We start from the raw sequence: 25,083 nt of genomic DNA on the forward strand, positions 1-25,083 counted from the left end.
AGCGTTTTGCCGTTGTCGCTGACATCACGGGATATGAAAACCGATCGGCAACGATTTGCTACTGGTATGACAGTCGTAATCGGGCTCGCGATATTGTGGAGTTGCATCGCGATACGATTCACTTTGACCCTCAAGGGAAAGGCACGCATCAGATACTTCCCTTTTCTAATTTTTGGAAGACTTTTGAACAACAAGTTCCCGAAGGCAAGGGAGAGGAATACGCCATCTTTTTTACCTTGTCTGAAGAAATTGGTTTATCCAATGTCAAAAGAGAACTATTCAAGCAACACGAGGGGCTACTGGGGCATGTTTTTCCGATGGATACGGTGAATACTTATGGGTATATTCCCAAAAAATACCGCATTGAGGCCTATTTTAACACGGCCAACCACCGCCGTCTAATTCGACCGATTCTGTATAAAGAACCCATTGAGGTTGAGGTCATCCGCATTTTGGGGCGTTATGATCAGCATGAAATTCTCCCTGATACTGTGAAGGTAACCTTATATGAAAATACCAATCAGCGTTTTTTAAAGTTGGTATTTAAGGACAGAGAAGCGGCTTCGTTTTCCCTTGCTTTTCCCAAGGGAGAACACGTGATTTATCACCCTTTAGACACGAGTGATCACGCGATTTACAAGGGTAATACCCATAAAAAAGACAAGGGATTGGGAAGTAATCCCCGTGTGTTTTACCTGGGAATTAGCTATGAAGCCCAGACCAAAGACCCTTTATATGGCCAAACGAACTATTTCATAGAGAAAAAGAATGTAGAGGTTTTATACCCCAAGGGATACGAGCGAAACTGGGCCAATGATCACCTGTTGATGCAACCGTTTAAACCCGAAATAGAAAAAGGATTGCCTCGTACAGTGGCACAAAAAAGAGCCCAAGAAAACCTCCTTCATTTAGCTGCCTATCACAAAGACCATAAACGGGGCTACCTCTACCTGCATCAACTCAAACTGGTTCAAGAATTTGTGTTTAGCCAAACCTTTAAGGAACACAGCGTACCGATTGTGGTGGAGCGTAGACCAACAACGAAACAGGAAGTTGTACCTGATTCCCATTCCGATTGTCCAAGATGCAAGGCTCCTGTAACAAGCGTCCAATTAATGCAACTCTTTCCAGGGTCAGATGCGGTTGTTCTAGACGCCATCGCAAAAGCTTACACGGATTATATGGCTGTTTTTGAGATGAATACCTGTTGGAACAAAGCGCATTTTTTTGCACAAGCGGTTATAGAGTCCGGTCGACAAATAAATATCAAAAAAGGAGAGTCCTTTGCTTATGATTTCAGTACAGCAGCAAAAAGAAAATATTTCTTGAATTTATTTTGTTCGGTTTTTTTCAAGGGAAAAAAAATAAACAACAAATGGGTTTCTGAGCGCGATCCCTTAGCCTTATTCAAAGATGAAGAAAACCGAGTATTTAAATCTGAAGAAGTCTACAATACCTATGAAGAGATTCGAGTAGCTAGCAATGGAGTAAACCGAGAAAAAGAACAGCTAATTGCCAATTTTGTCTATGGTGATCGATTGGGCAATAAGAAAGATATCTCAGGAGAAGGATGGCGATTCAAAGGCAGAGGGCTTTGTCAGATTACAGGAAGAACCAATCATACCAATGCGTATGACCACATCAAAGATCATTCTGCATTTAAAGGTTTGCAAATGGCAATTCAAGAAGACGCAGATAAAATTGTTGCTCTTCTGGATGCAAATGCTTATTTGATTACGGCGTTTTCTATGGCACATTGGAAAAATGCAGTATTAAATCACCGATCAAATGGAGAGGAAGACACCAATCAAATTTCCCCCTTGATTGGTACTGATGTCGCTTGGGGTGAAAAGAAAAAAGTATTCGATACAGAAACTTCAGTGCTATTTGAAACCAACACCTGCACTTTTACCTACTTTCCCGATTATGGAGACGGCGTATTAGAAATGATGAAGCGCTATGCCGAGAAGGGAAATAAATATAAAATGGACAACAACCGTACCAGTTTGAAATACAAAGATATTGTTGAAGTTGATTGCTCAGAATTTGTCTGTATTTATTTGCATTTGTTGGGTGTAACAAAACAAGTTGCCCATATAGTTACTCGAGGAATGATAACAGAAGAAATATTCCGTAACAATTTAATCTCTACATTCAATGAAAATTGTACCCTTGATTTTGTGTCAGGTAAAAATCCTGATTTTGAGCCTTGCCCTGGAGATATTTTTGTATGGAGTATATCCTCCTCAAAAGGTCATTGTGGTATTGTATATAAATATGATAAAGAAAAAAAAATAGTTACCGTTCTAGAAGCCTTAACTGAAAGTGCTGATATGAATACACATTTAAATAACAAATTTCCCAATTTGGATAAAAATGAAAAAAATAGAATAAAAGAATTAGGAATGGATAATAATCATACTCGAATTTCATATTATTTACTAAAAGGAAAGGCGCTACAGGGACATGATGGTTGGGTTGGGTATTATCGCCCTAGAGGTTATAGTAAAAAACTAAAATAGAATAAAATGAAGATTAATATAGTGTTCATATTACTGAGTTTGACTAGTTGTCAACAACAAAATACAAAGTTAGCTAGAGTAGAACAAACAATAGGCACAGAACAGCGAAAGGAACAAGAAAAAATACATTGGAAAGACTTACCCCAGTATTTTGATCCTAAAGATCCTTTATTTAGAGAAGTCATGAAGGGAAGAGAAACAAAATATCAAGAAGCCATGGAACGAATAGAATATGCAGGATTAAATGAACCTCCTGCTTATGGCTATAAAGAATCTAATTACAGTTTAGATGATCTTAATTTATTAAATGAATTGTATTATGAGGGATTAAAGAATCATGGTTTTCAATTTCCAGACGAAGCCACTTTTGCCGAAGGAATTCTAAAAGTGTTTGGGGTAGATATATATGCAGATTACACTAATAACCCACACATAACGACTATTGGAGATTATTTAATTTTATCTTCTAAGCTACACACTGAGGATTTATATAGGAAAGTTCCCTTTCTAAGAGTTTCTTATCCTAATTTCATTTTCGATCGTAAAAATAGATACTATATTGATGGAGTGACAGGGATTTTCGAAGAAGAAGATGATTTTGGAGAATCGTATTATATATATCCTATAGGAAATCAAGATGTAGCTAGTAATAATTATATCTTTTATGAAAGTAAAGCAGCATTAAATAGTATTTATTATTCGTTTTTTATACCACAATTAGTTGAATATGGTGGTTATGAGGGATTTCCGTCAGACTATGACAATTTATACAAAAGAATTCAAATCAAATGCATGGATGAATACAAAAAAATGAGTAGCCTTTCTCGCGAAGGCTGGGATTATCGCATGTATGATCGTTTGTTTTTTTCTCGTGGGTTTGATGGAAAACTAATTGTCAAGAAGAAAATGCTAGCTGCGGCTGTAGAATTAGCCAAAGAAGAGGAAGCCTATATTCGCGTGCCGTTGAACTACTATTTCATTCAAATGACAACAAAGTATATTCCCAATGAATATGCCGCTGAATACAGCGAAGTAGATAATTACTTCACCCAACGAGAACCCTACTATACTCCGGAAGAGCGTGCCATGATTTGGGTGTATACTTCTCTTTTGGAATTGCATCTCCCTCCGAGTGAAACGAATACTTCACCTTATACCTTTATTGGCCTAGCCTTAAACTTTCCTGAATTATATGAAGTAGCCAAAGAACATAACTTCTTTGGAGAAGATATGTCAGAGGTGTTGTCGTATTTGTAAGTAGTGAATCGTGAATAGTAAAGAAGGGAAATAAGAAAATGGTAACAAAACAACACTCTAGTTGACTAGTCAACTAGAGTGTTGTTATATCTTCTAAATCACAGAAGCTCAACCTTCTATTTCTTGACGATTTTTTCGGTTGTTTTGATTCCATTGGCAAATACAATGGAGAAAATATACGTTCCTGAAGGTAGCGCTTTACAATCAATAGTTGTTGTGTTTTTAGTCGCTAGTACCTTACTTCCGCTCATATCATACACTTCAACAGTTTTCACTTCTTCTGGGGAATGAATACTAACGAAAGCAGTAGTCGGGTTCGGGTAAATTTGATAGCTCACTTTCTCGAATTTCTCCGTGTTTAACACTCCATTCACCCCTTGGGCAAAATAATACAACGACAGCGGAAAATCTCCTTGTCCGTCTTTAAATTGCGCATCGGGTACGGTAATTTTAAATTCGTGTACCCCCTCCTTTAGATTCGCAATTGGCAATATTCGATTGGGAATCACATCTCCTGGACACCAGTTGTTCCAACTGGTCCAATCTTCTTCTGTCATTGGGCGTGTGCTATAAATTCCATTGCCTTGGGTATTGTACTGACGATAAGGCTCACACGATTTTCCACCAGGTGTATACGTTTCGATTAATTGCCCATCCAAATACACTTGATGCGTACGGCGTATATATTCTTCCCCTCCTTGATTAGCCCCGTGATTGGAGGTAATCAAGTGAAAAAACGATTCGTTAATTTCTTCATCTAGGATAAATCGATACATCTTTGTAGTGGTACCAACGACATCTGTGGCATTGTAATTATTAAAGGAATCTCGACTAGCTAGAGGTGCCAATAAGAAAGTATCCATCGGATTTCCGTTGTCTTCCGACTTTATTTTCAAGGTTCCCTCAAAGACATCGCTTCTCCCTGCACAACCCGAAACTTGGGTATTAGCCGCATAAGGCACGCCAAAAACGTTAAATTCTATCCAAAAATCATAGGCAGCAAAAGAGGTATCTTTAAACAACGGCACTAAATGTGTCAAATCAAAGACATAAGGCACTGTGGTTGGCTGGCGATTTTTATTCATAAAAGGCGTGATAAAACGACCAATTTCAATAGTTCTTTTGTTTTGCTCCGTTAGGGGCTGTCCTTCACGTACAAGGGAGAGGAATACCCCTCCAATGCGATCATAATTATCGCAAAGTGCCCCTATCGTTACCTCTACTTCTAGCGTACTCAGAATTGCCTGGCGTTCTGCTGTGGTCATTTTTTTTGCATACAGCGAATTGCTCAATCGCACCACACCAGGTGGTGTAGCTTCTTCCGATGGAGTGGCATAGCCATCGTAAAAAACAATTTTGTCAAAAATTGTCGTTATATATGTCTGTTCTTGAGCAAAACTCAAGGTGGTCAAAAAGCATGTTGTTACCAAGCTTAACAAGGGTAGTTTTTTCTTCATTTATTTTAAATTAATCGATTGGTTTTCTAATTGTCGTCTGAGGATATTTTTATTGAACTCACTCAACTTATACTCCCCATCACTTCCTTTGTTTTGCTTCACTTTTCTTCCAATCAACAGCACCTTAAACAAAAAAAATCCACAATAATTAACTTAAAATTATCACAAAACAACGAGAAAACAAAACTTATCTACCCTAAATAGCGGCCCTACTCTTACTTTTTCATAACCATCAAAAAAAGCCCACAAAAGTAAAAGTACTTCTGTGGGCTTGTTTATTGTTATAGCTCAATTTAATTCAGCTCATATTGCATCCAAACATTGGGTTCTATATATGTCCCTTTGTTTTTTTCGAGATCTATTTCAATGGGATTCAAGGCAAAGTCAATGACATAGTGCCCAGAGCTTTGAAAGGACTGTCGAGTCCATCGTTCCCATTCTTGTACCGTTCCTTCAACAGCCATTGCTTTCGAACAAACATTGACAATATGCGCCCCATTTTTTTCATGGGTGCGAATCCAAGGATCATAGGTCTGCTCTTTTTCATTTTTCCACCTTATATACTCTTGCATCGATTGCAGCGGATAACGGTGCTTGAGTGTCGGGCGAATCGGTAAAATAAAATGGTTAAATCGTTGTTCCTGCGCAATAGCTTTCATGAAACGAACAAGCATCCCACTAATTCCTTGTCCCTGATAGCTTGGATTAATCCCGATTTGCAAAGCACACAGCGTATTGGGTTTCTTTCCTGCTTGTTTATCCAAGAATGCACGTTCTAAAGCCCAGTCCCACCCTTCTTTAGGTAAGTGTTGCAATTCCTCCTCAGTCAAACTTAAAGGCACGCAATTGCCATTACCTACAACCTCTTGCCCATCGAGCAGAAAAAACTGATACATCGGAAATTCAACATACAATTCTTCCCAATACTTTACATTCATGCGATCCTGTAGAATAAATTCAGGCCAAACACTATAAGCATTAACCTTTTCTAACAACACATCGTATTGAGGTAAATACGTTTTTGATGTTCTTATAAAAGAAAAATGACTTGTATCTCTGTCCATGATTTTAAATTTGCATATTATTAATTGGGTTCCTATTTAATGAGCTCAAAGATAGTCTTTCTTCTTTAATCCCCTCGCCCTTTGATTTTTTTATCTCCCTATTTGTAGGGGGATTCCATAACTCTTGTTCTTTTCTTAACTAAAGCGTAAAGTCTTATTCTTTTCTATCTAAAAATAATTCACTAATTTAGAAGAACTTAAACGCTTTAGATCGTTCATTTAGAAAAGGAAAACTTTTCTTTTTGAAAAAAAGTATCTAATAGTATGCGTGCATATTATTTTTTTCTTATATTTGAGTTTAACCAACTTGAAATGAAGGACAAAACAATAGACTATACTTTACGAGCAACTTGGCAGGCCGTGGCTAGAATGTATAACGAAGAAGCTGCAAAATATGACGCTACGATGTCATTGGCTTTTGCTTTATTAAGTATTGATAAGAACGGTACACCTTCTACTCTATTAGGTCCCAATATGGGTATGGAAGCAACGAGCTTAACTCGTACGCTAAAAAAGATGGAGGAAAAAGGATTAATCACAAGAGAAAAAAACCCCAACGATGGTCGAGGGGTTATCATTAAGCTTACTCCTTTAGGTTTTGAAAAAAGAGAACTCTCAAAAGAAAAGGTAAAGCGCTTCAATGAAGCCATACGCAAACACCTAACGGAAGAGCAAATTGACAACTTCATTACTGTTACAGAAACAATCAATCAATTAATTGCAGACAAGGCCATATTTGATTCGAAGAAGTAAGCATACAACTACAAAAAATAGTATTAACCATAGGAATTATATAAACACATGAAAAGAAGAATTAAAAAAGTGGCTGTCATTGGTTCAGGTGTGATGGGATCAGCGATTGCATGTCACTTTGCCAATATTGGTGTTGAGGTATTGTTAATGGATATTGTTCCCAATGCTTTAACTCCAGAGGAAGAAAAAAAGGGGTTAACCTTAACTGATCGCGCGGTTCGCAACAAAATTGCACAAACGCATTTAACAAATGCTTTAAAATCAAAACCTGCTCCTATTTATACGCCGCGTTTTGCCAATCGTATTACGGTAGGAAATCTAGAGGATGATTTAGCTAAGATTAAAGATGTCGATTGGATTATTGAAGTGGTCATTGAACGATTAGACATTAAGAAATCCGTTTTTGAAAATATCGAAAAACACAGAAAACCAGGCACATTAATTACTTCCAATACTTCTGGTATTCCTATGAAATTACTGGTTGAGGGTCGTTCAACCGATTTTCAACAACACTTTTGCGGAACGCACTTCTTTAACCCTCCGCGCTATCTACCTTTATTCGAAATTATTCCTGGTCCACATACTGCACCAGAAGTTATCGATTTTTTCCAAAACTACGCTCGTTTGTATTTAGGTAAAACTCCTGTTTTATGTAAGGACACACCTGGTTTTATTGGAAATAGAATTGGGGTATACTCTATGGCGATGGTCATGCAATTGACGCAGGAAATTGGGCTTACAATTGAAGAAGCAGATACATTAACAGGCTCCTTCTTAGGTCGCCCAAAAACGGGAACGTTTAAATTGGGGGATTTAGTTGGTTTAGATACTGCAATCAACGTCACGATGGGATTAAAACAAAACTGTCCGGATGACGCGATGATTCAAGAGCTAAAAGACAACGCAGCGTTAAATTTCTTACTTGAACATAAATTCTTAGGAGACAAAACCAAAAAAGGGTTTTACTATAAAGAAACAGATAAGGAAGGTAAAACCAATCGCTTTGCCTTAGATTTAACTACCTTAACGTATAGACCACTTGAACGTGCGAAGATCGAAGCGGTTGAAACAGCTAATCAAGCGGGTGGTACAAAAGCCAAATGGTCGGTATTACTTGCTGATCAAGGAAAAGGAGGAACCTTAATTCGCAAACACTTCGCCTCTCTATTTGCCTATGTATCCCAACGTGTTCCTGAAATCACGGATACGCTATTCTCCATTGATGATGCTATGCGCACAGGATATGCATGGAAATACGGTCCTTTTGAAACATGGGATGTATTGGGCTTACAAAAGGGAATTGATTTAGTGGAAAAAGAGGGGTATCAGGTAGCTCAATGGGTCAAAGATCTTGCAGCTACAGGAGCTACTGGATTCTACAAGATTGAGCATGGTAAAAAGTTATTCTACAATCAACAAACAAAAACATTTGACGCGATTCCAGGGCAAGAGGCTTATATTATCTTAAATAACATTCGCAATACAAATAAGGTGTGGGGCAATAGCGAAGCTACCCTACTCGATTTGGGTGATGGTATTGTAAACCTAGAATTCCATTCCAAAATGAATACCATCGGCGGTGGTGTTTTAGCTGGGTTAAATAAAGCAGTTGAAATCGCTGAGCGTGATTTTGATGGTTTAGTGGTTGGAAACCAAGGATCAAACTTCTCAGTTGGTGCGAACTTGATGATGATTTTTATGATGGCGGCAGAGCAAGATTGGGATGAATTGAATATCGCAATTAAGATGTTCCAAGACACCATGATGAAAATGCGCTATTCGGCTATTCCTGTTGTTGCTGCTCCACATGGTATGACCTTTGGCGGTGGATGCGAATTGAGCTTACATGCGGATAAAGTTGTTGCAGCGGCAGAAACTTATATTGGCTTAGTTGAATTTGGTGTTGGATTAATCCCTGGCGGTGGTGGTTCAAAAGAAATGACGGTTCGCGCTTCGGATTTATACCGCAAGAATGACGTAGAGCTAAATACACTACAAGAGCATTTCTTAACAATTGGAATGGCCAAAGTAGCTACTTCTGCAGAAGAAGCATTTGATTATAATATTCTTCAAAGAGGAAAAGACGTGGTAGTAGTCAACAAAGACTTACAACTAGCACAAGCGAAACGAGAAGCTTTAGTATTAGCGCAAGCGGGATATACACAACCTGCTAAACGCAAAGACATCAAAGTACTAGGTCGTCAAGCCCTAGGGATGTTCTATGTTGGAACCGACAGTATGATGGCTGGAAAATACATCTCTGAACACGATCACAAGATTGCTAATAAGCTGGCCTATGTGATGGCAGGTGGGGACTTATCAGAAGCGGCACTTGTATCCGAACAATACTTACTTGATTTAGAAAGAGAAGCATTCTTGTCTTTATGTGGAGAACGCAAAACCTTAGAGCGCATCCAACATATGCTAAAAACAGGTAAACCTTTGAGAAACTAATTAACCAACTAATTACAGAAACATGAAAACTGCATATATAGTAAAAGGATATAGAACAGCTGTAGGTAAAGCTCCTCGTGGTGTTTTTCGCTTTAAAAGACCCGATGAGTTAGCAGCAGAAACCATTGAATATTTAATGAATGCGCTTCCCGAATTTGACAAAGCTCGTATTGATGATGTCATGGTAGGGAATGCTATGCCTGAAGCGGAACAAGGGCTAAACATGGGACGTTTAATCTCATTAATGGGGTTAAAAGTAGAAGATGTACCTGGCGTTACCGTTAATCGATACTGTGCTTCTGGAATTGAAACTATCGGAATGGCAGTAGCTAAAATTCAGGCGGGAATGGCCGATTGCATTATCGCGGGTGGTGTGGAGAGCATGAGTTATATTCCCATGGGGGGATATAAACCTGCGCCAGATTATACCGCTGCGAAAGCGGGACATGAGGATTATTACTGGGGTATGGGATTAACCGCAGAAGCTGTAGCAAATGAGTTCAAAGTATCTCGCGCCGATCAGGATGAATTTTCCTATCAATCTCATATGAAAGCTTTACAAGCACAAGCAGATGGGAAATTTGTGGATCAAATTGTACCCATTACTGTAAACGAAGTATTTATCAACGAAAAAGGAAAAAGAGAAAGTAAATCCTACACCGTTACACAAGATGAAGGACCTCGTAAAGGAACTTCAGTTGAAGCCCTATCAAAATTAAGACCTGTATTTGCTGCAGATGGATCAGTAACAGCAGGGAATTCTTCTCAAATGAGTGATGGAGCTGCTTTTGTTATGGTAATGTCGGAAGAAATGGTGAAGGAATTGAATATTGAACCTATTGCGCGTATGGTCAACTATGCAGCGGCAGGGGTTCCTCCTCGCATTATGGGAATTGGCCCAATCAAGGCTATCCCTAAAGCACTAAAACAAGCAGGATTACAGCTAAAAGATATTGACTTAATTGAACTAAATGAAGCCTTTGCTTCTCAATCCTTAGCCGTAATTCGAGAATTGGGAATTAATCCCGAGATCGTCAATGTTAATGGTGGTGCAATTGCGCTAGGACATCCTCTAGGTTGTACAGGAGCAAAACTATCGGTTCAATTATTTGACGAAATGAAACGCAGAGGCTCTAAGTACGGTATGGTTACCATGTGTGTAGGTACAGGTCAAGGAGCAGCTGGAATTTACGAATTGCTATAATCTACTATTAACCATAAAAAAATTAACCATGAATACAGCTATAACAAGAGGAGGTCAATACTTAATAAAAGAAACAAAAAGTGAAAATATCTTTACTCCTGAAGATTTCACTGAGGAGCAACTCATGATGCGTGACTCGGTCAAAGAATTTATCGATAAAGAAATTTGGCCCAATAAGCAACGCTTCGAAGACAAAGACTATGCTTTTACCAAAGAATGCATGCAGAAAGCTGGAGAACTGGGGCTTTTAGGGGTTGCAGTTCCTGAAGCATACGGTGGTTTAGAAATGGGATTTGTATCAACCATGCTCGTTTGTGATTATATCTCTGGAGCAACAGGGTCGTTCTCTACAGCTTTTGGAGCGCATACTGGAATTGGAACGATGCCAATTACCCTATACGGAAATGAAGAGCAAAAGAAAAAATACGTTCCCAAATTAGCAAGTGGTGAGTGGTTTGGTGCTTACTGTCTAACAGAACCAGATGCAGGATCAGACGCTAACTCAGGAAAAACCAAAGCTGTTTTATCGGAAGATGGCAAATACTACAACATTACGGGACAAAAGATGTGGATTTCCAATGCGGGATTCTGTAATGTATTCATCGTTTTTGCTCGTATTGAAGACGATAAAAATATCACGGGATTCATTGTTGAAAATGACCCATCGAATGGAATTTCTCTAGGAGAAGAAGAACACAAGTTGGGAATTAAAGCTTCTTCGACGCGTCAAGTGTTTTTCAATAATACGAAAGTATCTGTTGAGAATATGCTTTCAGAGCGTGGAAATGGATTCAAAATTGCTATGAATGCACTAAACGTAGGACGTATTAAACTAGCGGCAGCTTGTTTAGATTCTCAACGTCGCTTAATTACAGAGGCAATTAAATACGCCAATGAACGCATCCAATTTAAAGTACCTATTTCTAGTTTTGGTGCGATTCGCACAAAGATTGCCGATATGGTGACCAATGCCTATGTTGGAGAATCTGCTTCATATCGCGCAGCTGGAAGTATCGAAAAGCGAATCAACCAACGCATTGAAGAAGGAAACACACACCAAGAAGCTGAATTAAAAGGAGTGGAAGAATTCGCCATCGAATGTTCTATTCTAAAAGTTGCAGTTTCAGAAGATGTACAAGCGTGTGCAGATGAGGGAATTCAAATTTTTGGAGGCATGGGATTCTCTGAAGATACGCCAATGGAAAGTGCGTGGAGAGATGCTCGTATTTCTCGTATTTACGAGGGAACGAATGAAATTAATCGCATGCTTGCCGTGGGAATGTTAATTAAAAAAGCAATGAAAGGACATGTGGATTTATTAACTCCAGCCATGCAAGTAGCGGATGAGTTAATGAGCATTCCTAGCTTTGACACCCCCGATTATACAGAACTGTTCACAGAAGAAAAGGAAATGATCGAGAAATTGAAAAAAGCCTTTTTGATGGTAGCTGGAAGTGCCGTTCAAAAATTTGGTCCTGATTTAGAAAAACACCAGGCTCTGATGATGGCTGCTGCGGATATGATGATCGAAATCTACATGGCCGAAAGTGCTATTTTAAGAACAGAGAAATTAGCGAAGAGCAAAGGAGAGCAAAACATCAAAGAAGAAATCGCCATGGCTCAACTCTATTTGTACCACGCAGTTGACATTGTTGCACAGAAAGGAAAAGAGGGAATTGCTTCTTTTGCAGAAGGAGATGAACAACGCATCATGTTAATGGGACTACGAAGATTTACAAAATATGTAAACCTTCCGAATGTAAATGCATTACGCGAAACTATTGCTCAAAAAGCAATAGATGCTAACGAATATGTTTTCTAACGAAAACAAACGATTGGTTTAGTTTGTTAAAAAAAAGACCGCTTCTTTCGTTTAATCGAAAGAGCGGTCTTTTTGATTTAGTATAAAAAGCAAAAGAAAAATAATCGCCATTATACTCATCAAATGTTTTTTACCCATATTTTTTGTAAGTTATGTATGTTTTTTATAAAAAAATACTAAAATAACTGATAAAATCATTTTTTTAAAACAATAAATTTATCTTTAGCCTATTAATCAAAACAGACACAATGTATAATGGGGACCTCAATAAACGGCAATTATTTGACATTAATGGAGAGAAGAAAGAATTTATTATCACCAAGCTACAACATACGTTGCGGCTGGAGAATAGCTATACAACTAAAATGAGCAAAGATGATTTTTTTCAGCTCATTTTCATCACTGGAGGTACAGGCGTTCAATATATCGATTTACAAGCTTATGAAGTTAAAGCTGGAGATGTTATTTTTTTAAATACGTGGCAACAACACCGCTGGTCCTATAACACATCGACTCAAGGTTACCTTCTTCGTTTCACCCCTAGCTTTATCACGCAATTCGTTTCAAATCATCTCTTCGTTCACGACTTGCCTTTTTTCAAACGATTTACTCATCATCATGTACTTAGCTTGGAAGGTGATTTGAATACAACCTTACGACTAACAGTAGAACGCATGCTCAAAGAATATGAAACCGAAGATGGGGAGTATCTTAATTTACTGCGAACCTATCTCTTGGAGGTTTTATTGTTGTGTAAAAAAGAAATCGATCATACATCTTTTGTCAGTCTAACTGAAGCAAAATCAAATGAATTAATTAAATCGTTCGAATTGCTCATAGATAAACATTTTTATGAATATCGCTTTCCAAAAGAATATGCCAAAGTACTCTTAATAACTCCGAATTACTTAAATGCTATGTGCCAGAAAATTAGACAAAAATCTGCAGGAGACCTGATTCGCGATCGTATTCTTATTGAGTGCAAGCGACTGCTTATTCACACCAATCTCTCCGCTAGTGAAATTGCCTATCAATTGAATTTTAAGGACAACTCCTACTTCTCTAAATTCTTCAAAAAACACATTGGTATTTCGCCCGATGAGTTTAGACGGAGATAGGGAACAGTTTACGGTTGACGGTTGACGGTAAACGGTTTATTGTCAACCGTCAACCGTAAACTGTCAACTATTCCCCCCACGGCAGTGCAGGGTTATACCATAATTTTCCTTGTTTTACTTCTAGGGGAGCCTCTATGTTATTGGTATATAAAGCACCTGTTCCCAGACCTTGTGGCATGGAATTATTCAACGTAAACGTCCATTGAGCAATCGCATTAAGTCCAATATTGCTTTCTAACGCAGAAGTAATCCACCATTTGATTTGCAAATGCTCAGCAAGTTCTATCCACTCTTGACTCCCTCTAAATCCCCCAACTAAGCTAGGTTTTAAAATAATATACTGTGGGCGAATCGCTTCGAGTAGCGCTCGTTTAGCGTCATAGGTTGTTACGCCAATTAACTCTTCATCTAAAGCAATGGGCAATTCAGTGGTTTGGCAGAGCTTAGCCATATCTTGAATTTGCTGTTGCTTGATTGGTTGTTCGATGCTATGAAGATTTAGCTGTGCCAATTGTTTTAGTTTAGCAGGCGCTTCTGCTTTAGTAAATCCTCCATTGGCGTCTACTCTCAATTCAATTTGATCTACGGTATATTGTTTTCGAATATTGCGTAACAAATGAAGTTCTGCATCAAAGTCAATCGCACCAATTTTCAATTTCACACAAGAGAAGCCTTGAGCTAATTTCTCGTCAATTTGTTCTTTCATGAAGCTTTGTTCTCCCATCCAAATAAGTCCATTGATGGGGATGGCCTGTTCTCCTCTCGTAAATGCAGAAGGAAAAAGTAGATAGGGCGTATCACTTGCCAGCGACATAAAAGCTTGCTCAATACCAAATTGAATCGATGGCCAGTCGCGCAGTTCTTCCCACAAAACCTCTTTTCCTAAATGGATGTGATCCACCACCCATTTTAACTTTGCTTCATAATCTGGACGATCATCAAAACTTAGGGAACGCAATATTCCACACTCCCCTATTCCAATTTTGCCATTTTTCTCCAATTTAAGCAACCAAGTTTCCTTTTCAGTCATTATCCCTCTAGAGGTGCCAGAAGGTCGCTTAAATTGAAGTATATACTTGCTATACGTTGCTTTCATCTTTCTTATAGCGTTAAGCTTTCTCCAATAGCTAAAAGCATCAGATCTTTCCCTGATTCAAAAAATTTGCGTTTTGCCTCTTCGTGGTCAATTTCAATATAGCCAAACGTATCAAAATGATACCCCAATATTTTGTCACACTGAACAAAATCTGCAGCAATTACTGCTTCATCTACTCCCATAGTAAAATTACTCCCGATAGGAAAAACAGCCAAATCTAGAGCAGTAAATCGAGGAATTAATTTCATATCCATCGTCAGTGACGTATCTCCAGCAATGTAGATATTTTTATTTTTACTTTCAATAACAAACCCGCCAGGTTGACCACCATAACTTCCATCGGGAAAAGAACTCGAGTGAATAGCTGGTGTATATTTTACTTTACCAAAATCAAACGACCAGCTTCCTCCGTGATTCATTGGATGTGCATTAAAACCTTTAGCTTCATAATGCCCTGCAATTTCGGCATTAGACACAATAATTACCTCGGGGTTATTTTGGGCAATCAATTCGACATCTGCAATGTGATCCCCATGTGCATGCGTCAACAAAATATAATCTGCTTTTATCCCTTTTACGTCAATTGCCTTTGCTTCTGGCAAAGGATTTCCTGTAATAAATGGGTCGACAACAATGTGAATATCTTCTATTTGGATGCCTAAACAAGCATGCCCATAATACGTTATTTTCATAATTTTTATTTTATAAGATTAAAGCTAAGGAAAAAAGGACAGAAACCAAAAAAGTACTCAAGGCTACTATTTTCATTTGGGTATCTAATTCTTTCGGGCTAGTATTGTTTTTCACATAGATTAGGTGTTTGACAAAGGGAATATACCCTAGAACAAAGGCAAAGTTATACCACGGTTTTGCACTGTGAATAGCGTAGATAACAAAGGCCAGCAGCGCGAACCCAATAATACAATAATGGTAGTACTTTGCTTTTTGACGGCCTAATTTTACAGCGAGTGTATTTTTACCGACCATTTTATCCGCGTCTAAATCGCGCATATTATTAATGTTCAATACCGCAATGCTTAGATTACCAACAGCTACCGCGGGTAAAATAATCCAAGGAGTCAAGGTTTGTCCATATAGATAAAAGCATCCCATCACACTGACTAATCCAAAGAAAATAAAAACAAACAGATCCCCCAAACCGCGGTATCCATATGCAGATTGCCCCACGGTATACTTAATGGCTGCTGCTACACAACTAATCCCCAAGACAAAGAAAAACAACGAGGTAAGAAAATGATCTTTCCCAAAGGCGAGATAGATTAAAATCATCGCAGAAACAAGCGATAATCCTGCGGTAACGATAATCCCACTTTTCAAGGCTTCTTTGGTCAACAACCCGCTTTGCAAGGCACGTTGAGGACCAATTCGATTTTCGTTATCTGTTCCCTTTACCCCATCCCCATAATCATTTGCGAAATTGGACAGAATTTGAAACAACAAAGTCGTCAAAATAGCAAAGAAAAAAATCAAATAGAAATTAGCGTGGTTTCCATAGTATGGAAATGCACAAGCCGTTCCGACAATAATTCCAGATATGGATAAAGGTAACGTGCGCAATCGCGCAGCAGAAACCCATGTTTTTATTTTTGACATATATACACGTTCAACGGACAAATACCCTCATTTGTCTCCTTGCGCAAAATTAAGGATAAAACCAAGTAAATACAACCATGTCCCTGTTTTGATTTGGTTCTCCTTTTGTTTTTACACCCGTGCTATTTTACTCCAACTAAGCTACCTTTTGCAACTAGTACATCTCGACGTTGTTGAATGCTATTTGTCAATAATCACAAATCAAAAAACAAGAATACCAAACCTTGTTTTCTTTTACTACCTAGTTATAAAATCATCATTTTTAATTTAAAAAAACAATTAAAGCAATACTTTAACTAAAGACATGTAACTCATTTACATTGCTTAGAACGAGTAAAAAATAAAAAAAAATATTTTCTATTTTCAACCTCAAGTGTTTTTAATTTAACTTATACTCATACTTTAATTAAAAAGCTATAAATATATAAAAATCAACTTATTATATTTCCAAACATATACTCATAACATATAGTTATATGTTAACAAACCCATAAAATAGTATATTTACCGCTTTGCTTTCTCACATTTTCTTACAGCACAAGGAATATGTTACATATTTAAAAACCATATCTCAATCTCTGATAAAAGAATCAAATATAAATTCCGATTTTCCTCCTTTTAGCATCTTTTTTTTTATTATTCCCCTACTTCTTCTTGCCAGCCTAAACCGTGTACTTCTTCTTTTTTCGACACTATTTTCACCTTCAATAGACTCTCTTTTTTTGACTAAATAGACAGAAAAAAGAGCGATGAATCCTCCCTACTTTTCTTTTTTCTTCGTATTAAATTCTCTTTTTTATCCTTTTATTCTTTCGTTTTTACACCTTATTCTAATCGTTGATTTATTAGAAAACTGTACGCACTTTTGCATTACTATTACCCCCTTAATACACTTTAAAAACAGCTCTTTCTTTCCATCTATTCTAGCCAATATAGCATAACAAAAGGGGGGCAAGAATATGAATTCTTGCCCCCCTTTTGTTATGCTATCTAAACTTTTTTATTGTTTTTTCAAACGGTAATTTTCAGCTAAATCTCCTGTAATTACATTCCCCTCGATATCTAAAACTAACAAACTTCCTTCGTGAACTGCTAGTTGTTTTGTACTTCCATCTTTCAATGTAAGAATGATTTTGCTACCTGTAGTATCCCATTCGTACTTCCCTTCTTCTTCGAAATGTCCGTCTTTTCTTTCTTGGTAGTGGTCTACTAACTTATACGTACCATCTTCCTTAATTTCGATTGTTTCATGGATACCAGGGCAATCAGCACACGGAATAGTTCCTGAATAAGTTCCTGCCCAATCTAATGAAGTTTTAGAATTGTCGCCCATTGTTTCAGTTGGAATCACTTCTTCAACTGCCGTTGGTTCTTTGGTTTCTTTTCCTTCGTTCTTACAGCTTACAAGTGTTAAAACACTCATTGCTGCAACTGTTACTACTGTAAAATACGTTCTTTTCATTTTATTTTTTTGTTATTATAAATCAAATTTACGACTAATTTTTAATACTTATACTGCTCGCCCTCTAAAAATAGAGCGATAAATTTTGCTAACAATCTACATTGATCTATTCTTTATTTTAAGACGGATGGAGACAAAAAACCAAGCGTTTTACCTATTCGTATCGATTGGCTATTCTCTTGTATTTCAATTCAACCAGATGATCTGCATCATTTAAAATCAGTTCATCTCCGTTAATTTGATAGCTATTTGCCTTCCAAAATGCCATTCGATAAGCTTGATCTTCTACCTTTTCACAAGGAGTTTTAAACGAGGAAATACCCGCTTTTAAAGTTAAGGTCGATGCATCCTTTGCTTGAATAGTTCCTTTATAGCGATTGCACCCATCCTCTCCAAAAACCGTCATTTCATTCAAATCAACAATCAAAAAAGGCAACTTGTCTGGAAATAAATCATGTACCGTTTGGTTGGTAATTGTTTCGGTTTTGATTGCTGTTAACTCCCACGCGCCCGCTATGGAAGGAGAATTCACCGCTTGTTTATGATTTATAGTACTGCTTTCTTTTTGCATCGCTTGGCTTTTACATCCAACAACAAAAATAGCAGCAGCTATTCCTAAAATTCCAATTACTTTATTCATTTCTGTCTATTCGTTATTCAATTTGTTCTAAATTTTCCGTATATAATCCTACTAAAACGCTGTTGCCTTTTGAATCGATGCGAAGGCCGCCGAATTTGGCTTGCTCATAGAGGGTATCTTTACCTTCTTGAAAGAAATAACTTTCTGCCCCAACAGAAAGGTCAAACCCATCCCAATTAAAGTACTTCACCGCAACGACATCATCTCCATCTACAGCAGGTAAATCTGGACTAATCCCTTTAAAAGTTCCTCTATTTTGTGCATCGAGGCTTAAGAGGATGTACCCGCGTTTGTGCAGGTCTTCTTTCTTTATTGTACTATTGCGCAAGTCTGTATTAATTGCGTAATTCAATCGCATATAATCCCCTTGGATGAGTGATCGCGGATCAACTGGTGCCAACGGGAGCAAAATGAGTTTACCTTCTTTTATAGTTTCTTCTTTTTGCAGCACCGCACGAATAAAAAACAGTGCAAATAGCACTAAAGTAGCTGCAAGAATATTATTTCTTCTATTTTTCACGATTCCACTGATTATATATTACAAAAAGTCCCAAAAAGAAAAGCCCAACGCCCATTAGGATTAAAGACTTAACTAACAAACTCACACTCAAATAGTAATAATAGGCTACTAGCGATAAAAGTAGTGTAAAAATAGCCAGTATTATTCCTTTGTGAAAGCGAAACTGATACGACCATACACATAGAAAGAGGCTAACTACTAAAGGAATTCCAAATCCGTACATAAAAAAGGCCATTCCTAAAATAAACAAACTACTTATTCCTATCCAGAGCGTTCTATTTTTAATGCGTATTTTTAATTCTAGTTGTTTACTTGTTAAATAGGTCAAGGCAACTAACACTAGAGCCGCAAAACCTAAGTAAAAACGATGTCCCAGTTGGTTATAATCAAAATACCTGGAGTGATTCAGCCAATTGGTAGGATCAAGTAAGGAGATATTATCTTGAATCAGTTCTACAAAAAGAATAAAAAAGCAAGCATGTAGCACCGCGCTATATTTCTGTGACCAGAATTTGCTCGTTGTTTTGAGGGTTACTTCGTTGCTAAACAGCACGTAAATTCCAACAAAAACCAACCAAAATAGCACCAGTGTAGCATATCCCCAATGAATCAAACTCAAGTAATACACCAAACCATAGTATAGGCCTATAACGGACAAGAATTGAATGATTTTACTTTTAAACAAAAAGAACCCCAGGATACTCAAAAGAATAAGACACAGTAGATTATTTCTTTCGCTCCATTGAAAATCGATACAAGCCGCTAGTAAACAAACTACAGCACTTATATACGTAGCCACAAATACCCCATCTCTCAAAGCAGGTTCGGTCTTTTTATTTCCCAGAAAGCTCAGAGCATAAAGTAGTATGCCAAAAAGGAAAAAACTCATATAGCCTAAGGAATCTCCGATGGTCAGAAATAAGAAACCAAAGAAAAAACCCATCGCTAATAAACTTCCTAGAATAGCTACAACCTTCAAGAAAACGTATTTAATCGCGTTTTCTTCCTGTATGCGACCTGCTAATTGATCCTCTATGACCACCCCCTGTTGTTGGACGTCCAGCAACAAGTCTTTCCACAAATTAGTTTTCATCCTTCCACGCTTTAGATTTGTTCGACACTAGTTTTATGATAAAAAAGATTCCCCCTAAGGCGTACAACATATAGACCAATAGCCCTTCGGCTGTATCCTCAAACAGTTTCATCCAAATCATTAATCCACAGCTTACAGCTGCAATTAAGGCATAAGAAAACAAGTAAATTTGTTTCTGTCTCCATCCTAATGCAACTCCACCACCAATCAATACTATAGCGAGTATAAAATTCCAAAGCGCCCCTTGTAACTCGTTTGGACTGTAATTGGTTTCTTTACTAAAGACCCAAAAACCGAATCCTGCTGTAGCCAGTACATAAACAGCAATACTTTGAATTTGTTTGTATAGATTTCCCAATTCAAAATTAGGGTGTACGAATCGAAGCTGTGGCAGGAGCAGTAGCAGGAGATTTGTTGAGATTAAATAAATAATACCCAAAAAAACAGACGCTACTTCTAGTACTTGTACCAAAGCTAATATCAGCGTTGTATTAGCCAGTATGCTAAAAAACAACCATTGATACGTGGACTGACTCACCAATGTTAAGGGCGTAACAACAATCAACCAGGTAAGAAACAAGTCATACGCATTGGCTCCAGTTTGATACGTTTGTCCAAAAACCGCGAGCAATACCCCAATCAAAATGGAGGTAGCAAGTAAACTAATCGTATTGATTCCTTCCTTTACTCGGGAACTCATTGCTCCATAGGCACTGACTACAATTCCCAGCCCCACAATAGAGAATTTGATCCAGACAGACATCTGATCCCAATTAAAGGCAAAAAAGAACCCAATACCACTTAAAAGGAATCCTATTCCACAAACCAATAAGGCGTAATAACCGAACTCCTTCCACTGTTGTTCCGAAGCTACTCCATATTGGAGGTATAGCCGTTTAAAATAAGCATGATCAATAGATGAATGTTCTTGAAGTAAGAACAAATCATGCTTTGTAATTTTCTTTTCTTTTTCTTTCATATTCAATTTATTACCCAAGCGCGTTCATATGCCCCGCTCGTTACGCTACGATGCTAAAATTTGAGCCGCATGATCTTTGGTTTTCACCTTCTCAATAATTTGACTCAGTACTCCTTCCTCATTGATTACAAAAGTCATACGGTGAATTCCATCATACGTTCTTCCCATGAATTTTTTAGGCCCCCATACGCCAAAAGCGTGTAGTACTTCTTTATTTTCATCCGCTAACAAAGGAAAGGGCAACCTATTTTTATCGATAAACTTTTGTTGTCTTTCCGCAGAATCGGCACTTACACCAAGTAATTCGTAGCCTTGCTTCTTCAGTTCTTGGTAGTTGTCTCTCAAATTACATACCTCGGCCGTACAACCAGGCGTACTTGCTTTCGGGTAAAAGAAAACCACTAATTTCTTCCCTTTATAGTCACTTAATTGATGTTTTACTCCTGCTTGATCTATACCAACAAAATTTGGTGCTTGCTCACCAACTTTTAAATGTGTCATAATTTTTCTTCTTTATTGTGAATAGTAAAAGTACTTTTTTTTTAGTTAGACGCCTCATTTTCGACCTGCTCTTCTCTTTTATCTTTCATTTTTCCCTCTATTTTCAAGAAAGTTTTTCCTTATTTGATTCACTGGCCATCATCTATTCATGATAATCAACCACTTATAAAAAAAACAACAATTTACTTAAAATGATTCTAAATAATTCTATATTTGCGACTATTGAAATTATTTTTAATAAGTCTAAATAACATAGCGTTAGTTTGACTTTTACTTTATTCTCATATACCTATGAATCGCATCTATCTTGTTCTCTTGTTTTGTTCTAGTTTACCTATACTAGGGCAAACAGAAGCCCAGCTGGACAGCCTATATCAAGTCATGTCAACCGATCTTGGCGAAGTTGTAATCCGTGTAAACAAGCCCATATTTCAGCAAAAGGCTGATAAAATGGTATTTAGTGTTGAAAACAGTACCTTATCTGAAGGAAGTACCGTATTAGAAGTTCTCGGGCGTGCACCGGGTGTAGTTGTTTCTCAAGAGGGTGAATTATCCCTACGCGGAAAGAAAGGAGTCAGTGTCATGATTAATGGTAAATTGAGTTCCTTATCTTCCAAAGAGTTGGCGAATTTACTGCGTTCTACAAATTCAGCAGCCGTTAAAAATATAGAAATTATTGCCAATCCTTCGGCTAAATATGATGCAACAGGTAATGCCGGTATTATCAATATTGTCTTGAAGAAAAGTGCGCTAGAAGGATTAAATGGCAGTGTATACAGCAGTGCAGGACGTGGCAGGAAAAATCGCATGAATTCTGGAATGACGATTAACTACAACCGAAAAGGTTGGAGTTTCTTTGGAGATTACAGCTATACTTTTAGAGGAGAAGAAGAACGCAAAACCTTTGAACAAGATTTTTTTGATGCTGCAGCTCCTCTTACTCCAATACGACATACGTATCAACGCTATAAAACAAGTGAACCCTTGACATCCAATAATTTTAAAATTGGAACCGACTATCAGTTTAACGCAAAGACTTCTCTTGGCTTTTTAGTTGATGCTAAAATTGGTCGTTATGAGAATAAATCCCAAGGGATTAGTCAGGTTTACTCCCCTAGTTCCATCTTATCTTCCTCCATTGCAACGGATAATTACAACCGCGAGCATTGGTATGATTATACCTATAGTGTGCATGGAGCGCATCAGTTCTCGGATGAAGGTACTCGTTTAGATTTTGACTTAGAATACGAGGAATCGAAATTTCGCTCCCTGCAATCCCAAATCCAAGAAACCTTACTGGAAACCGCAGAAGCCTATGCTGATCGAAGAGGAAAAATCCCCTCTACTTTACGTGTTTTCAATGGAAAGCTAGACTTTACTATTCCCTTAAAAGAAAATCACACCCTTGAAATAGGTTGGAAATCGACGATAAAATCCAACGATAACCCTTCTGTATATGAGATAGAAGAAAACAACCAATGGATTATTGATCCAGAAACAACCAATCACTACGATTATAAAGAGGATATACACGCAGCTTATGCCAATTACAAAGCGAATATAGGGCATTGGCAATTTCAGTTGGGATTGCGCAACGAATATACAGATCGCAATATTCATCAAAAAACAACGGACGAAAGACACCAAACAGATTACAACAAGCTATTTCCTAGTGCTTCCATTAAGTATGAGACTGATCAGGCCCATAGTTACTATGCTTCCTATAGTAAACGTATCAATAGACCCAGTCATTTTGACTTGAATCCTTTTCGTTTTTACAACGACCCTTTCAACTATTGGCAGGGAAATGTTAAATTAAAACCTGAGATTACCCATGCAACCGAAGTAGGCTACAGCTGGAGTAACTATTTGATTGCCACGCTTTACTTTAGTCAAACCCAAGACGTGATGACACAAGTTTATAGCTACGAGCAAGATCAGACGATTATGGTGAAGACCTTGGAAAATTTAAGCAAATCCTATCATTATGGTGCAACAGTAACAGCTACAGTAAATCCCACTGATTTTTGGACCATGAGCACAATGTTCAACTTATTCAACAACCAGTACAAAGGGGAATATCAAGAAACAACCATTGACAGTAAACAGGTGGCCTATACCTTAAATGCACAAAATAGTTTTACCTTTTCTAAGGGAATCAAAGCGGAAATCAATGCGCAATACTTCTCAAAATCGAATATTGGTTTATATAAACGAGAAGCCTATTTTGATTTATCCCTTGGAGCTTCCAAAAGTGTATGGAAAGACAAAGGAAGCATTAAACTAGCCTTAACGGATGTATTGAAAACCAACGACTTTACAATCGTGGGGACTAACTTTGATTCTAAAGTAAAACAGAAGTACGATTTAGATAGTCGTATTGTGACCCTTTCTTTTAATTATAAGTGGTAAATGGTGATGCGTAATACGTGAGTGGTGAGATTGGGTGAGATCACTCATCACCCTCAAAAAAGCAACCAACAAAAAAACAAAAAAGCCGAAAATAGGTGGTTGAGCTTGGGTGAGGCCGTAAACCGTTAACCGTAAACTAAAAAGCCAACGCTTTGCGTTGGCTTTTTTTTACCATAAAATTGAGACGAGGCTACTTGTCTAAATTTGATTTTTACGTTTTGTAGTGTTTACTTTTAAGATTTCTTAAAATTCTTCGATGAAGACGTCTTCTTAAAAGTGGGGGACTTTTTTGTTTTATTGTGGATGCAAAGTAGTTCAAATAATTTGATTGTCAAAACCTTAAAATATTTTTATAAAATTTTCCAAACAAGCCGAATCAAATACGAATATACCTTTTACTTTAACAAAATCTAAATAAATTATATTCAAAACCAAGTAATAATTAACAAAAAAGCTACTCGCTTGATAGTAGAAATTGTTCGATTAAAAATATAAACAGGTTACTTTCTGTCTGATGCTTCTTTATTAAGCGTTCCCAAAGGCTTTTAGTCATCACTATTTTTGTATCATTACTATCTGTATACGTTCTAGTTCCATCGCTATCTTTTGCTAAGGTTGCGGACTGATTGGTTGCCTTATAGCTTAGCTCACCAGTTGAGGTCGTTTGAATATCAAATGATTTTTTCCCATGCTCATGTTTAATTTGTCTATGACCGAAGATATCTTCTTTTGCAGTGAGCGTTTTACCTTGATTATCCGTTAGAGTTAATGTTCCAAAAATATCTACTTTGTACGATGCTTCATATCCCCTAATTTGCATATAATCTAGCACTAAATCCTGAAAAAACATGGATTTAGTATCGGCTTCGTTGTAATTTACCCCCATTTTCTTTTCCAGATACGCCTTATTAAAGGTTATGATATTGTTATTTGAATCTGAAAAGGTCAAATCGTCAAAGATATTTTTCTTCAACTTCGCCTGGTAGTGATCGGATTGATACACGAGATTATTAAAAACATCTTGTTGAATACGCTGACCATAGCTCATAGACGTACACAGAATAAAAACCATAGCTAGTATGGTTTTGCGCCATAGATTTACCTTTTTCATGGGA

Annotated in this window: 19 protein-coding genes and 1 pseudogene; 8 read left to right on the forward strand and 12 right to left on the reverse strand. The window is 37.5% G+C overall.

The features are described from left to right. Positions 1-2,522 (forward strand): annotated as a pseudogene (locus tag ACLJX0_RS10020) (hypothetical protein); the annotation flags it as partial. Positions 2,523-2,528: 6 nt separating this feature from the next. Then, on the forward strand, positions 2,529-3,779 hold the full coding sequence (locus ACLJX0_RS10025; RefSeq protein ID WP_410880102.1) for a hypothetical protein: 1,251 nt from the start codon (positions 2,529-2,531) through the stop codon (positions 3,777-3,779). A 116-nt stretch (positions 3,780-3,895) separates the two neighbouring features. Here the strand turns inward: ACLJX0_RS10025 and ACLJX0_RS10030 are convergent, their stop codons facing one another. Beyond that, complete coding sequence (locus tag ACLJX0_RS10030) at positions 3,896-5,236, reverse strand: peptide-N-glycosidase F-related protein (RefSeq protein WP_410880104.1); 1,341 nt, start codon at positions 5,234-5,236, stop codon at positions 3,896-3,898. Between the two features lie 293 nt (positions 5,237-5,529). Continuing rightward, positions 5,530-6,300 (reverse strand): GNAT family N-acetyltransferase, encoded by a 771-nt coding sequence (locus ACLJX0_RS10035; protein ID WP_410880106.1) that lies wholly within the window; start codon positions 6,298-6,300, stop codon positions 5,530-5,532. A 312-nt stretch (positions 6,301-6,612) separates the two neighbouring features. Between ACLJX0_RS10035 and ACLJX0_RS10040 the strand changes: the two genes are divergently transcribed. The 5 genes from ACLJX0_RS10040 to ACLJX0_RS10060 all read left to right on the forward strand — a co-directional run bounded on the left by ACLJX0_RS10040 (position 6,613) and on the right by ACLJX0_RS10060 (position 13,651). Beyond that, positions 6,613-7,053: a MarR family winged helix-turn-helix transcriptional regulator gene (locus ACLJX0_RS10040; RefSeq protein WP_410880108.1), complete on the forward strand. Its 441-nt coding sequence runs from the start codon at positions 6,613-6,615 to the stop codon at positions 7,051-7,053. A 48-nt stretch (positions 7,054-7,101) separates the two neighbouring features. Then, positions 7,102-9,507: a 3-hydroxyacyl-CoA dehydrogenase/enoyl-CoA hydratase family protein gene (locus ACLJX0_RS10045; protein WP_410880109.1), complete on the forward strand. Its 2,406-nt coding sequence runs from the start codon at positions 7,102-7,104 to the stop codon at positions 9,505-9,507. A gap of 22 nt (positions 9,508-9,529) precedes the next feature. Next, entirely contained in the window at positions 9,530-10,711 is a 1,182-nt protein-coding gene (locus ACLJX0_RS10050) for an acetyl-CoA C-acyltransferase (protein WP_410880111.1), read from the forward strand. A 28-nt stretch (positions 10,712-10,739) separates the two neighbouring features. Continuing rightward, the gene (locus tag ACLJX0_RS10055) at positions 10,740-12,533 is read left to right on the forward strand and encodes an acyl-CoA dehydrogenase family protein (RefSeq protein ID WP_410880113.1); all 1,794 of its coding nucleotides are present in this window, start codon (positions 10,740-10,742) and stop codon (positions 12,531-12,533) included. 248 nt (positions 12,534-12,781) lie between these two features. Then, positions 12,782-13,651, forward strand: coding sequence for a helix-turn-helix domain-containing protein (locus ACLJX0_RS10060; protein ID WP_410880115.1), 870 nt, complete (start codon positions 12,782-12,784; stop codon positions 13,649-13,651). Between the two features lie 67 nt (positions 13,652-13,718). On the opposite strand, the gene ACLJX0_RS10065 is transcribed toward ACLJX0_RS10060, so the two are convergent. The 9 genes from ACLJX0_RS10065 to bcp all read right to left on the reverse strand — a co-directional run bounded on the left by ACLJX0_RS10065 (position 13,719) and on the right by bcp (position 21,556). After that, positions 13,719-14,747, reverse strand: a complete 1,029-nt coding sequence (locus tag ACLJX0_RS10065) for an o-succinylbenzoate synthase (RefSeq protein WP_410880117.1) — start codon at positions 14,745-14,747, stop codon at positions 13,719-13,721. Between the two features lie 5 nt (positions 14,748-14,752). Beyond that, complete coding sequence (locus ACLJX0_RS10070; protein ID WP_410880119.1) at positions 14,753-15,439, reverse strand: metal-dependent hydrolase; 687 nt, start codon at positions 15,437-15,439, stop codon at positions 14,753-14,755. A 10-nt stretch (positions 15,440-15,449) separates the two neighbouring features. After that, complete coding sequence (gene menA / locus ACLJX0_RS10075; RefSeq protein WP_410880121.1) at positions 15,450-16,361, reverse strand: 1,4-dihydroxy-2-naphthoate octaprenyltransferase; 912 nt, start codon at positions 16,359-16,361, stop codon at positions 15,450-15,452. Positions 16,362-17,361: 1,000 nt separating this feature from the next. Further along, positions 17,362-17,823 carry a copper resistance protein NlpE gene (locus ACLJX0_RS10080; RefSeq protein WP_410880123.1) on the reverse strand — a complete coding sequence of 154 codons (462 nt, stop codon included), beginning with the start codon at positions 17,821-17,823 and terminating at the stop codon, positions 17,362-17,364. A 154-nt stretch (positions 17,824-17,977) separates the two neighbouring features. Continuing rightward, entirely contained in the window at positions 17,978-18,463 is a 486-nt protein-coding gene (locus ACLJX0_RS10085) for an META domain-containing protein (protein ID WP_410880125.1), read from the reverse strand. Positions 18,464-18,476: 13 nt separating this feature from the next. Continuing rightward, a complete protein-coding gene (locus ACLJX0_RS10090; RefSeq protein ID WP_410880127.1) occupies positions 18,477-18,983 on the reverse strand; it encodes a GDYXXLXY domain-containing protein in 507 nt (168 codons plus the stop codon). Further along, the gene (locus tag ACLJX0_RS10095; protein WP_410880129.1) at positions 18,973-20,076 is read right to left on the reverse strand and encodes a DUF4401 domain-containing protein; all 1,104 of its coding nucleotides are present in this window, start codon (positions 20,074-20,076) and stop codon (positions 18,973-18,975) included. The genes ACLJX0_RS10090 and ACLJX0_RS10095 overlap by 11 nt, the downstream gene beginning before the upstream one ends. After that, positions 20,066-21,055 carry a DUF2157 domain-containing protein gene (locus ACLJX0_RS10100; RefSeq protein WP_410880131.1) on the reverse strand — a complete coding sequence of 330 codons (990 nt, stop codon included), beginning with the start codon at positions 21,053-21,055 and terminating at the stop codon, positions 20,066-20,068. Before ACLJX0_RS10100 ends, ACLJX0_RS10095 begins: the two co-directional genes overlap by 11 nt. A 45-nt stretch (positions 21,056-21,100) precedes the next feature. Beyond that, a complete protein-coding gene (gene bcp, locus ACLJX0_RS10105; protein WP_410880133.1) occupies positions 21,101-21,556 on the reverse strand; it encodes a thioredoxin-dependent thiol peroxidase in 456 nt (151 codons plus the stop codon). A gap of 291 nt (positions 21,557-21,847) precedes the next feature. On the opposite strand from bcp, the gene ACLJX0_RS10110 reads away from it, so the two are divergent. Continuing rightward, positions 21,848-23,968: a TonB-dependent receptor domain-containing protein gene (locus ACLJX0_RS10110; protein WP_410880135.1), complete on the forward strand. Its 2,121-nt coding sequence runs from the start codon at positions 21,848-21,850 to the stop codon at positions 23,966-23,968. A 454-nt stretch (positions 23,969-24,422) separates the two neighbouring features. On the opposite strand, the gene ACLJX0_RS10115 is transcribed toward ACLJX0_RS10110, so the two are convergent. Beyond that, positions 24,423-25,079, reverse strand: coding sequence for a hypothetical protein (locus tag ACLJX0_RS10115; protein WP_410880137.1), 657 nt, complete (start codon positions 25,077-25,079; stop codon positions 24,423-24,425). Positions 25,080-25,083: the final 4 nt, after the last annotated feature.

This window comes from Myroides sp. DW712 (assembly GCF_046557355.1).
Lineage (GTDB): Bacteria > Bacteroidota > Bacteroidia > Flavobacteriales > Flavobacteriaceae > Flavobacterium.

Bases quoted from the DNA above. Each gene is read 5' to 3' on its own strand.
- ACLJX0_RS10025 (WP_410880102.1), top strand. From the start codon at position 2,529: ATGAAGATTAATATAGTGTTCATATTACTGAGTTTGACTAGTTGTCAA.
- ACLJX0_RS10030 (WP_410880104.1), bottom strand. From the start codon at position 5,236: ATGAAGAAAAAACTACCCTTGTTAAGCTTGGTAACAACATGCTTTTTG.
- ACLJX0_RS10035 (WP_410880106.1), bottom strand. From the start codon at position 6,300: ATGGACAGAGATACAAGTCATTTTTCTTTTATAAGAACATCAAAAACG.
- ACLJX0_RS10040 (WP_410880108.1), top strand. From the start codon at position 6,613: ATGAAGGACAAAACAATAGACTATACTTTACGAGCAACTTGGCAGGCC.
- ACLJX0_RS10045 (WP_410880109.1), top strand. From the start codon at position 7,102: ATGAAAAGAAGAATTAAAAAAGTGGCTGTCATTGGTTCAGGTGTGATG.
- ACLJX0_RS10050 (WP_410880111.1), top strand. From the start codon at position 9,530: ATGAAAACTGCATATATAGTAAAAGGATATAGAACAGCTGTAGGTAAA.
- ACLJX0_RS10055 (WP_410880113.1), top strand. From the start codon at position 10,740: ATGAATACAGCTATAACAAGAGGAGGTCAATACTTAATAAAAGAAACA.
- ACLJX0_RS10060 (WP_410880115.1), top strand. From the start codon at position 12,782: ATGTATAATGGGGACCTCAATAAACGGCAATTATTTGACATTAATGGA.
- ACLJX0_RS10065 (WP_410880117.1), bottom strand. From the start codon at position 14,747: ATGAAAGCAACGTATAGCAAGTATATACTTCAATTTAAGCGACCTTCT.
- ACLJX0_RS10070 (WP_410880119.1), bottom strand. From the start codon at position 15,439: ATGAAAATAACGTATTATGGGCATGCTTGTTTAGGCATCCAAATAGAA.
- menA (WP_410880121.1), bottom strand. From the start codon at position 16,361: ATGTCAAAAATAAAAACATGGGTTTCTGCTGCGCGATTGCGCACGTTA.
- ACLJX0_RS10080 (WP_410880123.1), bottom strand. From the start codon at position 17,823: ATGAAAAGAACGTATTTTACAGTAGTAACAGTTGCAGCAATGAGTGTT.
- ACLJX0_RS10085 (WP_410880125.1), bottom strand. From the start codon at position 18,463: ATGAATAAAGTAATTGGAATTTTAGGAATAGCTGCTGCTATTTTTGTT.
- ACLJX0_RS10095 (WP_410880129.1), bottom strand. From the start codon at position 20,076: ATGAAAACTAATTTGTGGAAAGACTTGTTGCTGGACGTCCAACAACAG.
- ACLJX0_RS10100 (WP_410880131.1), bottom strand. From the start codon at position 21,055: ATGAAAGAAAAAGAAAAGAAAATTACAAAGCATGATTTGTTCTTACTT.
- bcp (WP_410880133.1), bottom strand. From the start codon at position 21,556: ATGACACATTTAAAAGTTGGTGAGCAAGCACCAAATTTTGTTGGTATA.
- ACLJX0_RS10110 (WP_410880135.1), top strand. From the start codon at position 21,848: ATGAATCGCATCTATCTTGTTCTCTTGTTTTGTTCTAGTTTACCTATA.
- ACLJX0_RS10115 (WP_410880137.1), bottom strand. From the start codon at position 25,079: ATGAAAAAGGTAAATCTATGGCGCAAAACCATACTAGCTATGGTTTTT.